Origin of the sequence: Providencia sp. PROV189 (assembly GCF_028480065.1) — a bacterium.
Classification (GTDB): domain Bacteria; phylum Pseudomonadota; class Gammaproteobacteria; order Enterobacterales; family Enterobacteriaceae; genus Providencia; species Providencia stuartii.
Genome location: NZ_JAMPOG010000019.1, coordinates 16,241 through 29,809, shown reverse-complemented (window position 1 = coordinate 29,809; position 13,569 = coordinate 16,241). Strand labels below are relative to the sequence as shown.

The 13,569-nt window shown below is 39.1% G+C and carries 9 protein-coding genes and 1 tRNA gene; 5 read left to right on the top strand and 5 right to left on the bottom strand.

Annotated elements, in window-relative coordinates:
* Positions 1–3: 3 nt before the first annotated feature.
* Together PR833_RS12310 and PR833_RS12305 are read right to left on the bottom strand one after the other, a co-directional pair.
* A tRNA-Asn gene (locus PR833_RS12310) sits at positions 4–79 on the bottom strand.
* 122 nt (positions 80–201) lie between these two features.
* Positions 202–720 (bottom strand): YlaC family protein, encoded by a 519-nt coding sequence (locus tag PR833_RS12305; RefSeq protein WP_004918510.1) that lies wholly within the window; start codon positions 718–720, stop codon positions 202–204.
* Positions 721–1,191: 471 nt separating this feature from the next.
* Here PR833_RS12305 and cspE point away from each other — a divergent pair, with 471 nt between their 5' ends.
* The 4 genes from cspE (at position 1,192) to mgtA (ending at position 5,788) form a co-directional block, all read left to right on the top strand.
* On the top strand, positions 1,192–1,404 hold the full coding sequence (gene cspE, locus PR833_RS12300; RefSeq protein ID WP_008911725.1) for a transcription antiterminator/RNA stability regulator CspE: 213 nt from the start codon (positions 1,192–1,194) through the stop codon (positions 1,402–1,404).
* A gap of 108 nt (positions 1,405–1,512) precedes the next feature.
* Positions 1,513–1,704, top strand: coding sequence for a protein DsrB (dsrB, locus tag PR833_RS12295; RefSeq protein ID WP_004918512.1), 192 nt, complete (start codon positions 1,513–1,515; stop codon positions 1,702–1,704).
* Between the two features lie 520 nt (positions 1,705–2,224).
* Positions 2,225–2,923: an MgtC family protein gene (locus PR833_RS12290; RefSeq protein ID WP_004918513.1), complete on the top strand. Its 699-nt coding sequence runs from the start codon at positions 2,225–2,227 to the stop codon at positions 2,921–2,923.
* 153 nt (positions 2,924–3,076) lie between these two features.
* Positions 3,077–5,788, top strand: a complete 2,712-nt coding sequence (mgtA, locus tag PR833_RS12285) for a magnesium-translocating P-type ATPase (protein ID WP_053110766.1) — start codon at positions 3,077–3,079, stop codon at positions 5,786–5,788.
* Between the two features lie 59 nt (positions 5,789–5,847).
* Here the strand turns inward: mgtA and PR833_RS12280 are convergent, their stop codons facing one another.
* Both PR833_RS12280 and PR833_RS12275 read right to left on the bottom strand, forming a co-directional pair.
* A complete protein-coding gene (locus PR833_RS12280; protein WP_272526182.1) occupies positions 5,848–6,642 on the bottom strand; it encodes a hypothetical protein in 795 nt (264 codons plus the stop codon).
* Positions 6,643–6,940: 298 nt separating this feature from the next.
* Complete coding sequence (locus PR833_RS12275) at positions 6,941–7,255, bottom strand: DUF5339 domain-containing protein (protein ID WP_004918520.1); 315 nt, start codon at positions 7,253–7,255, stop codon at positions 6,941–6,943.
* A gap of 1,188 nt (positions 7,256–8,443) precedes the next feature.
* On the opposite strand from PR833_RS12275, the gene fliZ reads away from it, so the two are divergent.
* On the top strand, positions 8,444–8,956 hold the full coding sequence (gene fliZ, locus PR833_RS12270; RefSeq protein ID WP_004918523.1) for a flagella biosynthesis regulatory protein FliZ: 513 nt from the start codon (positions 8,444–8,446) through the stop codon (positions 8,954–8,956).
* A 407-nt stretch (positions 8,957–9,363) separates the two neighbouring features.
* Here fliZ and putA read toward each other — a convergent pair whose 3' ends face one another.
* Positions 9,364–13,329, bottom strand: a complete 3,966-nt coding sequence (putA, locus tag PR833_RS12265; protein ID WP_442959666.1) for a trifunctional transcriptional regulator/proline dehydrogenase/L-glutamate gamma-semialdehyde dehydrogenase — start codon at positions 13,327–13,329, stop codon at positions 9,364–9,366.
* Positions 13,330–13,569: the final 240 nt, after the last annotated feature.

Genomic DNA, 13,569 nt, shown 5'->3' with positions numbered 1-13,569 from the left:
ATTTGGCTCCTCCAGCTGGACTTGAACCAGCGACATACGGATTAACAGTCCGCCGTTCTACCGACTGAACTATGGAGGAATTGTTGTGTTCCTGAGAACGAGGCGAATATTAACGGTATCGCCTCAGACTGTCAACGATAAAAACACAAAAATAATCTGTTTGATTACTGACTGTGCATTATGGTTGATTTTCATACTAGCTTATTGATATTGCGCTTTATTCTGAGTCATTAAAGGGGCCTTTGCCTGTGATGGGATCTCAGGATAGGCAATATGATAAATATCATAAAATGAAAGCATCCCTTTAAGTTCTAGCAAACGGGTTATTTCTTGCTTAATTGCATGATTGACTTCATTTGAATCAAGTATCTTTTGAATTGATGCATCAGAAACTTGCTCGGTAACAAACCACTCGCCATTATAACAAACACGCAGGTCGAGCACGCCAATATCTTCAAAACGGTAAACAGGTTTAATATCAAATAATAAGACAGCCGCTAATATAACAAATAGTGCGGTAAAACCTAGCATCCAATACAGACCAAAATAAGGGGCATATAAAACCAAAATTGCTAATGGAATATAGGCCGCGACCATACCGATACACAGGTAAGGATGATTTGCGATGAATTGACTGTTGAAGTAAGGTTTGCCATCGCGTTTTTCTTTTTTATTGATGGTGTCTAAATCTTCAATAAGTATTTTTTTGATGATATCCATAATGTGATAGCTCTCTGTAAAGGCATCTATACCTTGAAGAGTATCATGCGTAAGTTGAATTGTTATATATCAGTTGTAAAAAATTTTGAGTGTAATTGTCACTGTATAAGAATAATCTCACTGACAAATGGGATATTTGTTCAATAAATCTTTTAATCTATCAACAAAATGCGAAAAAATTTGTTCGGTTAACCGCGTGAAAAGTGACGTAACTTAAAAAACAGCATTTTTTTAGGGGTAATCTATATAAAATAGTTGCTATTATCCTTAACTCATGAGTTAATGAGTCTCGGCCTGTTTAGCAGTCCTATTTGATGTACGATTACTGAGTTTGTGTTCTAAAGAAGAAAGTTATCCCAGATAGCCTTTGACCGTGACGCTTCATCTTGGTTTTTTCCTGATTAAATAGTTGACTCTGGCCCATATATGCCGAAAAGGCAAGTTTTTTTGATGTTATATAGGAAAAGTCAAATGTCCGACAAAATGAAAGGTCAAGTTAAGTGGTTCAACGAGTCTAAAGGCTTCGGTTTCATCACTCCTGCTGATGGTAGCAAAGACGTTTTCGTTCACTTCTCTGCCATTCAGGGCGCTGGTTTCAAAACTCTGGCAGAAGGCCAGCAAGTTGAATTCACCATTGAAAATGGTGCGAAAGGCCCAGCAGCTGCTAACGTAACTGCAATCTAAGCTTAATTGCTTAACTGATTTTCTAAAGCCCGTCATTTTTAATGACGGGCTTTTTCATACCCGCTAAACTAGGCTTCAGAGGATTTTTTTTACTGGAGACCGCCATCAATGAAAATTCATGATCGTGTTTATGTTAAAACAGACGGACAGAGTCGTCGTGAAGGGAAGATATTGTTAATTGAGCCTTTTAATGAAGGTACAATGTATTTAGTTTCCTTGCCAGAGTACCCGGGCGGTATTTGGTTTTTTAACGAAAAAGAGGGTGGTGAAGGCGTATTTGTCAGCCCTATTGAAAGTTAAATTTGTTAAATATTTTTTTAAAGCTTTACTTCATAAATGACGCAATCTATACTTCTTGCAAATTTTCTTAGGAGATAATTACTTGGACAGTCAGAGTTGTAATACAAACACTAAATTTATTGGCAAGTAATTAATTACCTTTCTATTTAACTGCTTGCCACCATGGCGGGCAGTATCGAGCGTAAATGCACGCGATACTCCTTAATATAAAGTGATGAGCTATCAATAGCTTATTGTTATTTTGTGAGTAAAAATCATGAAGCTCTATTTCTATTCATTATTTCCTCCGGGTATATGCCTATAACGTCTGAATAATTATTTTATTATTCACTTTAAGGCTATATGGAATTTATTTTCCATATTTTCATCTACCCAAAATAATTTGAGATGCAGTGAAGCAGCAAGAGAATACATTGCCAGAGGTATAGCTAATGATGCCTCTGCGGTGAATAAATATTGTTAAAAACACTGCGGCTTGAAATATGACTGATATATCCAAATTATTTTTGGAGGAACAATCATGTTATTTACTCCTGATATTTTCAATTTAGTTTCTGCAATGTGCCTAGGAGCATTAATCGGCGCTGAGCGTCAATGGCGTCAACGTATGGCAGGGCTACGCACTAATGCCTTAGTTGCAACTGGGGCGGCTGTATTTATTTTAAGCTCAGTGACAACTTCACCTGATAGCCCCGGACGAATTGCGGCACAAGTCGTGTCAGGGATCGGTTTTCTTGGCGCTGGTGTCATTATGCGTGAAGGAATGAATATCCGTGGTTTGAATACGGCGGCAACCCTTTGGTGCTCAGCGGGGATTGGTGTGTTATGTGGACTTGGCCAATATTCTTTAGCGACCATGGCAACCATGCTTATCTTGTGCGCCAATATCTTACTGCGAGAGGCAGCACAACGTATTAACAAACAGCCACAGCAGCAGGCGATTGATATAGCGCAGCGTTATAAGATCCGCGTGATGTGCCATCAAGAAGACGAAATCTTAGTGAGAACTTTAATTTTACAGGCCATCAATGGGTTAAATATTCGTCTACAGTCATTAAGCAGTGCCGATACATTGAAACCTGAACAGTTAGAGGTGCTCGCGGAGTTTTTAGCGACGCCAGCGGAACAGAAAGAAATTGAAGCGCTAGTGTGTCGGATCAGTCTTGAACAGAGTGTTAGCGCAATCAATTGGAAAGTCGCATCAGAGCTGCCAGCCTGAATGCCAGATCATCATTAACAAAAGGAGCCGCAATGGACGATCACCCTCCGTCATGGAGCCAATACAGGAGCTATCTAACTATGAATAAATAATTTATTTTCAGTTAGATAGCGTTTTAAGCCGCACGCAAAGTGCCTAGTAGAGATAAACGTTATGACTGAAATCAGGCATCAACACAGAACTGGCAAAAATGCCAAAGTGACTGGACGCCAAAAATTTATTGTTGGCGAACAAGCAAACAAAACAGTAGAGCAAGTACTGAATGCGTATCAAACTCATTTACTTGGTTTATCCGAGAATGAAGCACTCGACCGATTAGTCTCTGTGGGGGAAAATGAAGTCGCTCATGAAAAGGCCCCTCCAGCATGGAAACAGCTACTCTCTTCATTTAAGAACCCCTTTATTTTTGTTTTAATGACGTTGGCTGTAGTGAGTTTTTTCACCGATTACCTGATCCCAGAACGACACGGTGAAGAGACTGATTTAACGGGCGTGATTATTATTGTCACGATGGTTTTGCTAAGCGGATTATTGCGATTTTGGCAGGAGTATCGAACTAATAAGGCCGCGGAGGCGTTAAAGTCACTTGTTCGTACGACAGCAACCGTATTTCGTCGTGATAACCAAACAGGGCGCTCAGTCCGTAAAGAAATTCCAATAAAGTGTTTAGTGCCGGGAGATATTGTACTGTTATCGGCAGGGGATATGGTTCCAGCAGATCTCAAACTCGTTGAGTCTCGCGACCTCTTTATCAGTCAGGCCATATTAACAGGGGAATCAATTCCTGTAGAGAAATATGACACTTTGGGGGATGTTAGTGCTAAAAGTCTTGAAACGGTTTCACCAACGGAAAATGAATTATTGGAGATTTCCAATATTTGTTTAATGGGAACCAATGTTACCAGTGGGGCAGCAAGAGGTATTGTGGTTGCCACAGGGGCAAAAACTTACCTTGGCTCATTAGCAAAATCAATCGTAGGAACCCGTGCACAAACTGCATTTGATCGTGGAGTCAGTAGTGTGAGTTGGTTACTTATTCGCTTTATGTTGGTGATGGTTCCGATTGTTTTGTTGATTAACGGTTTTACAAAAGGCGATTGGTTTGAAGCGACACTATTCTCTCTTGCTGTTGCAGTCGGCCTCACACCTGAAATGCTGCCTATGATTGTTAGCTCTAATTTAGCCAAAGGGGCGATCGCCATGTCTAAACACAAGGTGATTGTTAAAAGGCTTAATGCGATTCAAAATTTTGGGGCAATGGATGTCCTTTGTACAGATAAAACAGGCACGTTAACGCAAGATAAGATCATATTAGAGCATTATTTAGATAGTGCAGGGCAGAAAGATAACCAAATCCTTCAGCTCGCGTGGTTAAATAGTTTTAATCAAAGCGGCACGAAAAATATGATGGATCAGGCAATTATTCGCCGAGGAAGAGGGAAACAGGAGATTGAACAGTTACGTGCTTATCAAAAAATCGATGAGTTACCGTTTGATTTTATTCGTCGTAAACTTTCTGTCACGGTAAAAACAGCGGAAGGTGAGGCTCTGTTGATATGCAAAGGTGCGGCGGAAGAGATGCTAGCGGTATGCACAAGCTATCAGCAAAATGGTCAATCGCTCTTATTAGATTCACAAGCTAGGAAGCAAATCAGTGAGTTAGTGAGTGACTATAATCGTCAAGGTTTTCGCGTTTTATTACTTGCAACTCGTCACTTAAATGAAGATGAGGCTTGTTTACCTCTTTCAGCCCAAGCTGAGCAGCAGCTTGAATTACGTGGTCTTTTGACATTCCTCGACCCTGCAAAAGAAAGTGCAATTTCAGCAATTGCCGCATTGCGAGACAATGGGGTAACCGTAAAAGTATTAACAGGTGACAATGCCATCATTACGGAAAAAATTTGCCGTGACGTTGGGATAAGTATTAGTGAAATTATGACTGGCCTTGAAGTCGAGGCAATGACCGATGAGGCGTTAAAACAAAAAGTAGAGCAGGTATCGGTATTCTGTAAATTAACACCTTTACAAAAATCCAAAATTTTAAAATTACTACAGGCGAATGGCCATACAGTAGGTTTTTTAGGTGATGGCATTAACGATGCGCCCGCACTTCGTGATGCGGATGTCGGAATTTCTGTTGATACAGGTAGCGATATTGCGAAAGAATCCGCTGATATTATTCTGCTAGAAAAGGATTTAATGGTTCTTGAGCAGGGCGTAATTAAAGGAAGGGAAACGTTCGGCAATATCATTAAATATTTGAATATGACTGCGAGTTCCAATTTTGGAAATGTCTTCTCAGTATTGATTGCAAGTGCATTTATTCCTTTTTTGCCGATGCTAGCCATCCACCTGTTAGTGCAAAATTTATTGTATGATATTTCCCAGTTGGCTTTACCTTGGGACAAAATGGATAAAGAGTTTTTAAAACGTCCCCGTAAATGGGATGCAAAAAACATTGGCCGTTTTATGGTTTGGATTGGGCCAACATCATCCATATTTGATATCACTACATTTGCACTGATGTGGTATGTATTTCAGGCCAATACGGTTGCTCATGAAGCATTATTCCAATCAGGCTGGTTTGTCGAGGGATTATTATCACAAACATTAGTCGTTCATATGTTACGGACTCAAAAGATCCCATTTATCCAAAGTACAGCAGCATTACCTGTATTATTAACCACAGGGTTTATTATGGTACTAGGGTTATATATTCCATTCTCACCATTTGGTGAAATGATTGGATTACAGCCATTACCAATTGAATATTTCCCTTGGCTGGTGTTAACTCTAGTCAGTTATTGTATTGTCGCTCAGTTAATGAAACAGTTTTATATTAAACGGTTTGGTAATTGGCTGTAATATAAGGGGCATAATAAAGCAGTAAAGTGATATAAGATTACTTTACTGCTTTTTATTTATCAAACAAAAATTAATAGTTGTTGCTTGGACTTCTCGATAACAATATTATTGATGAGGGTTGCCGTATCTTCTCTGATCTTGCTTAATGAGATATTCGGGTAATAGTGTGAGAAAATATAATCACTAATTGTGTTTAAACATAGTTCTTTAATTTGGCCTCTCACTAGGCTATTTCCGTCCGAGAACTCTTTTGCGAGAATGTGTAGCTTGCTTTCTAGCTCTTTGACAGAGATAACGGCCCCCTTAATTGAGGGTTGAGCTAGCGTATCAAAGTCGACACCAAGGTATATGCCATGAGACTGCTCTATCTGTGAAAATATTTTGGCTTTATCCGCTTTAGTAATAATATTTTCTTTTTTATCGTTAGCTTGGTTTTTTGTTAAAATTTGACTGTTTATTTTATCTATTTCTTTGTTAATAATTGAGCAAACATAGGTTTTTTGTTCTTGCAAGATAAATTCATCAACAATCTTTTCATAGATCTTCGATTTTTCTTTTTGATTAAAAAACGGAAGCTTCCCTCGTGTCAAACTCGATAGGGTATCTTGGAAAGATGCTGAGATGGAATGATTCACGCTATCATGAATATGATTAATATCAAATTCTAATGTTTTCTTTAATTCAAAAGGGGTGTTTTTAATATAGTTTATTTTAGGTGCTATTTGAGGGGTAACTTTTAATTCATTATTATCGGACTCTACAGTGACAATAAACTTATCTTTACTGTTAATTTTTCTTAAAAAGGTATCACTTTCGTAGGCTTTAGTGGGTGTGGATGTTAGATAAAATTTCATATTTTCCCCTTTTGAATAATCTCTATTTAAAAGAACCTTAAATCTAATCATTACGTGGTTATTTAGATTACGATTAAAATGAATCTTAATAGGTTAGTTTCGTATTATCTAAAATAGCGTCTAATAGCCACACAATGACTGTTTTTTCCGTATAATTTATAGTAGGTAAATAGAGATGAAATTACTTTCAAAAAACAATAATACGTTTCGTGGATGTCATCGATTGGAAGATATGAAGAGATTCGCTATGAGTGATGGAGCCAAGGATTAATGGCTCCATATTTTCAAAGATATCTGATTATTGCAGACCTAATACAGATTTCATTTGTTTCAGTGCATCAATACCTTGTTGGCAAGCTTTATCTTGCTGATCTTTAGGTAATGCTGCAATTTGCTTTTTACCTTCTTCCAGCTGGCCTTTCATTGAGTCCAGTTGAGTTTTTGCTTGTGGATCTTCAGAAGCTTTAGCGATTAAACCATCCACTTCAGCAAAATATGCGTTACAAGTCTCAGTTGCACCTGCAACTACTTCTGCTTTTTTCTCTTCTTCAGAGCAAGCAGTGATAGTCAATGCCATTAAACCCATACCGCAAGCTAAAATTAACTTTTTCATAATCAACCTTAAAATTATTTGTTATTGAAGTAGCAAAATCGAGTATATAAGAGATTGCTGCAATATCAAACGTGACAAATCCTAAAAAATAACTCGACAAATCGTTTATAAGTTAATCAAAAATAAATATTTTTATCGTTATAAATTTACTATTTGGTTTTTTAGTCTAAACAATACGAGTTATTCATTAAATAAGGCTTGGAATAAGAACAATGAAAATGTGTTATTGAAAGTACGATATGTGTACCTGCTCCACTTGTTGGATATTGAGAGCCGTTAGAACAGTTGCCGCGAGTCGCTTGTTTTTCATTCAGATAATGCAAAGTGCCATTTCATCACTTACCAAGAAAGTTATCCACAGATTGAAGGGGGTTTTACCCACAGAAAATGTGGATGGCGTGACATTTTCTATGATGCTTTTTTCATCGTTCGATGAACTCACTATCCTTTTCTATGAGTAAGTACGTAGAGGAATATACTTGCTGTATATCATTAAGTTACTGGTTTTCTGGAAGAACATTAAGTAAGTTCTATAAACCTAATAGACTTTTTTGCTATAAACTATAACTATTTTGCATATAATCAGAAAATAAATTCATATGTGTAATTGTCATATAAATGTAAAAAATAATTTACATCTTAGTGTTTATAGTAGCTTATGGACTATTTAAAAAATAAACAACTACGGCATAAATAGTTAAATTTTAGTTATGCTAAGTGATTTGCGTCACACTTTTGCTATTTTAGCGTCAATTTATCTATAGAACTGATTTTTAAATTAAATTTCCATTGAATGCACTGGTGAATATCAGTAAAGTTTCTGTCCTAGTGGTTGGTATGGTGAGCGTCTTATAAAATTTCATCGTGCTTTGATTTTATGCAAAGACAATAAAAGACTGGTTTAATAGGTTGACGCTAAATCAAATTCGTACCAAACTCTAGTCTTCGCAGAAATTCGCCAAAGAGCGATAGACGCGATAGAATGCATTTCACAGAGGGAAGTAGTGCATACGGTGTTTTTTTAGTATGAATGCTTACCTTAAGTGAAAGTAAATAGCTTGATATAGGTATATCTGTATCACTATGCAACATAGCGGATAATAATAATGCTATGGGCATAATCAGAATGTAACGTGACATGTCACGCTACAATTTTAATTTTAGACTTACACACAGGGCTTTATCATCATGTCTGCTTCTATTGTTAAGAAACGGCCTCTGAGTCGTTATATTAAAGACTTTAAACACAGCCAAACACATTGTGCACATTGTCATAAAACATTGGATCGTATCTCTCTCGTTTTTAACGATAGTATCTTGAATAAAGAAGCTATTGCTGAGATGACTGAGTTGGTCGATGAAAATACTTGGCTTGAGTTACAGGATAAATTTACTGCACTTTGTCGTTTCTGCAGCGAAATTTATTGCAATAGTAATACTGACTTCTTTGATATTATGTCATTTAAGCAGTATTTATTTTTACAGACTGAAATGAGCCATAGTACCGTTCGTGAATATGTTGTTCGTTTGCGCCGCCTAGATGAACTACTCTCATCATCAAACTTCTCAATGAAAGAGTTCACTACAAGCAAAATCCAAGAGCAATTAAGCGATAAAATGACTGAATCGGCTTTCAGTAATTATAATATTGCGCTCCGTAAATATGAGCAATATTTATACTGGGAATCAGAGAAAAATTAATCAATAGCATCAGAGCAAGTCAAGTGCTTGCTTAAAATGTTATAGTTAAAATATGTCAGGTGTCCATTTTGGGCACCTTTTTGCTTTTCCCTTTAAATAAGCCCACTTTTATTATTCAATTACCAATTACACTGCCAAATATTTATTAGTTTAATACTCCTGAATCAGAATATAGATATTATTTTGATCAATTAAGTCATATAAAGAATAAGCAATAATGACTATTGTTTATTGAGCATAATTCGCTCTTAATTAACCAATATCATAAAGCGCCAGTAATAATGGTAAGTGATTAAAGCGTGAATAGGGGCGTGTTATTGAGGGTAGGGAGTCTGATCAATTGAGGTATTCTGAAAACCAAAAAAACAGCCTGACCCCAATATTTTTTAGGCTCAGGCTGTGGTTAATTAGCCAATTGTCATTAAGCTTGCATTACCACCAGCAGCAGCGGTGTTGACGCTTAGTGAGCGCTCATGAACTAATCTTTCTAGCAGTAAGTTAGTTTCACCTCGTTCAAAGCCTTGAACAGAGATAATCGGGCCTTTACGTTTGGCAACCGTTTCACAGACGATTTTGAGTTGATCGCTGTCACCATGGTAAATAACCGCTTCAATATGTCCGTTATACTCTTGCCAATCTTTGGTGATTGAAACTGCGTTACGCACTTTTTCAGGTAGCGACTTATACAGTTTTTGGTGTATTTCGCTTTCTGGCCATAATGCTTGGCAGCCACTCGCAAGAACTCCCGCCAATTGCACTAAGCAGTCTTTCTCGTTATCACTGAGACATAAAATAGTGCCTCGAGGCGTTAAAGTATAAGTGTTTCTTTCCCCTGTAGGCCCAGGTAATAAACGCGAAGTCCCCGCCTGTGCATGACGTGCAAACTGCTCAAAGATAGCTGGTTCGATGCGATTTTCTTGCTTCTCCAACCATGACGAGAAGGCATCAAAAGGTTCGAGGAGTTGTGGTCTTGCGCTGGCATCCATTGCTAACTCATTGTCTTGTCTTTCGAGTGTACGTGATACCGCATTATCAGGGCGTTCACTTAACAACCGATAGAGATAAAGTGGGCCACCGGCTTTAGGTCCGGTACCAGAGAGGCCTTCACCACCAAATGGTTGAACGCCAACTACAGCACCTACCATATTGCGGTTGACATATAAGTTACCGACTTTTGCTTTCATAACGACTTGATTGATAGTCTCATCAATACGGGTATGAACACCAAGTGTTAACCCATATCCTGCCGCATTAATTTGTTCAATAAGATCGGTGAGTTGTTCGCGCTTGTAGCGCACCACATGTAATACAGGACCAAAAATTTCCTTTTTCAATTCGCCAACGTTGTCTAACTCAATCAGTGTTGGTTTAACATAAGTACCTTCGGACTGCTCACGTAGGTCATCAATATTGTCAAATACAGCTTGGAAGACCTCTTTACCTTTGCTACGCATTTGCTGGATATGCTGTTCAATATTCTCTTTAGCTTCATTATCGATAACCGGCCCGATATCCGTAGAAAGGTGCTCTGGATTGCCCATACGGCACTCTTCCATCGCACCTTTTAACATACGAATTGTGCGATCAGCGACATCTTCTTGGATACATAAAATACGTAGGGCGGAGCAGCGTTGACCTGCACTATCAAAAGCAGAAGCGACAACATCTGTCACGACTTGCTCTGTTAAGGCCGACGAATCGACGATCATCGCATTTAATCCGCCAGTTTCTGCGATGAGTGGGGTTGGACGTCCTTGAGCATCCAGCCTTCCCGCAATATTACGTTGCAGCAATCCAGCAACTTCCGTAGAGCCTGTAAACATTACACCACGAACTCTTGCATCACCCACTAATTTCGCACCAATCGTTTCCCCTTTACCCGGTAAAAATTGCAATACTTCACGTGGAATACCGGCTTGATGGAGCATTGATACTGCAATTGAGCCGATCAGTGGTGTTTGCTCTGCGGGTTTCGCTAATACCGTGTTACCTGCTGCGAGAGCTGCCGCAATCTGTCCGGTGAAAATTGCTAGAGGGAAGTTCCATGGACTAATGCAAACCACAGGGCCTAACGGTCGATGGGTATTGTTATCAAAGTCATCGCGGACTTGAGTTGCATAATAATTCAAGAAATCAACGGCTTCACGAACCTCTGTAATCGCGTTAGCATAGGTTTTCCCCGCTTCACGAACCAGTACATCAAGTAGAGGCTGTAATTGTTGCTCCATGATGTCTGCGGCACGTAAGAGGATAGCTGCACGCTCTGACGGTGGAGTCGCAAACCAAATAGCTCCTGCATCATTGGCGATGTTTAATGCATGTTCCGCTTCTTCCAACGTTGCTTCACGAACATGACCGACAATGTCAGAATGGCATGCTGGGTTAATCACTGGAAGCGCATTTTCGGCTGATTTAGCCAGTTGATATTCCCCACCAAGTAGTGGTTGAGCTAATTTTTCTTGCATCGCTGCGGTTAAAAGTGCGCTAGAAAGCGATGCTAAGCGATGTTCATTGGAGAGGTCTAGCCCCATTGAGTTGACACGATTCTTTCCATACAAGTCACGAGGAAGGGCTATTTTAGGGTGAGGTAACCCAATTTGTCCTTCTGCTTTCGATAACTCTAATACGTCTTTGACAGGATCAGATACTAGTTCATCAAGTGGAATGGTCGCATCAGCAATGCGGTTCACAAATGAGGTATTCGCCCCATTTTCGAGTAAGCGACGGACTAAATAAGCCAATAAGGTTTCGTGTGTTCCGACAGGTGCATAGATACGACAAGGGCGGTTGAGTTTACCATCAGCAACTTTCCCGACAACTTGTTCATATAATGGCTCACCCATTCCATGTAGGCATTGGAATTCATATTGACCTGGATAGTAGTTTTTACCTGCAATTTGGTAAATTGCAGCCAGCGTATGGGCGTTATGAGTTGCAAATTGTGGGTAAATCAGATTTGGTACTGACAACAATTTGCGAGCGCATGCGAGGTATGAAACATCGGTATACACTTTACGCGTATAAACAGGGTAGCCTTCTAAACCATCAATTTGAGCGCGCTTAATTTCACTGTCCCAATAAGCCCCTTTAACTAGGCGGATCATCAAGCGGCGTTTGCTTCGTTCAGCAAGATCAATAATTGCATCAATCACGAATGGGCAACGTTTTTGGTACGCCTGAATAACAAAACCAATACCGTTCCAACCTGCAAGTTGCGGCTCAAAGCAAAGTTTTTCGAGTAGGTCGAGGGAGATTTCTAAACGGTCTGCCTCTTCAGCATCAATATTAATTCCAATATCATATTGATGGGCTTGTAATACGAGTGATAGCAAACGAGGGTATAGCTCTTCCATTACGCGAGAGTATTGCGCTCTGCTGTAACGAGGGTGTAAGGCTGATAACTTGATAGAGATCCCCGGTCCTTCATAGATACCGCGGCCATTCGATGCTTTACCGATAGCATGGATCGCCTGTTGGTAGGATACCATATAATCTTGAGCATCTTTTTCTGTTAACGCCGCTTCGCCCAACATATCATAAGAGTAGCGGAAACCTTTTTCTTCCAGCTTCCTTGCATTCGCTAATGCTTGTGCAATTGTTTCGCCAGTAACAAATTGCTCTCCCATTAAGCGCATTGCCATGTCAACGCCTTTGCGAATTAATGGTTCGCCACTTTTACTAATAATACGGTTCAATGAGCTAGATAGCTTGGCTTCATTGTGAGTCGAAACCAGTTTGCCTGTAAATAGTAATCCCCAAGTTGCTGCATTAACAAACATGGAGCTACTTTGGCCCAAATGAGATTGCCAATTACCTGTACTGATTTTATCGCGGATGAGAGCATCTCGTGTTGCTTTATCAGGAATACGTAATAAAGCTTCAGCCAAACACATGAGTGCAACACCTTCTTGTGAAGAGAGTGAAAACTCTTGCAATAAGCCTTGAACTAAACCAGAGCGGCCAATCCCATTTTTTTGATTACGTAATTTTTCTGCGATGGAATAAGCCAACTTATGGGCGGCATCTGCTTGCTCTGCGGGGAGTTGTGCTTGTTGTAGCAACATCGGCAGTGCTTGTGTTTCAGGAATACGATAAGCAGATGTAATCGCTGAGCGTTTAACCGATTGAGGTAAAATATGTTCAGCGAAATCCAAAAAAGGCTGATAATTCGATTCAGTAACGGATTCTTCTTCTGATATTTGGCCATCTTTGTTATCTTGTCCCGAGGAAATCTCAGGGATGAACTGTTGATTATCAAGCTGTTCAAGATAATTAAATATGGCTTGTTTAATTAGCCAATGCGGCGTGCGGTCAAGACGTTGAGCAGCAGTTTTAATGCGTTCACGAGTCGCTTCATCAAGTCTCACACCCATAGTTGTCGTACTACTCATCCCATTTCCTCTAAATAATTAGCTACTAGAAACAAAAAAGTTACACATCAATAGCACGATGTTGCAACTTTGTGCAACGTTGTTAAAGCCTATTCTAAAGGAATTGTGAAATATATCGTATTTTTATTTGTAAAATGAGATGGTTAGAAATGGATTTTGCTGATTTTGATTAAAAATCAATATGTTATTAATTCGCTTTGCTAGATGAGTTGTGAGTGAATT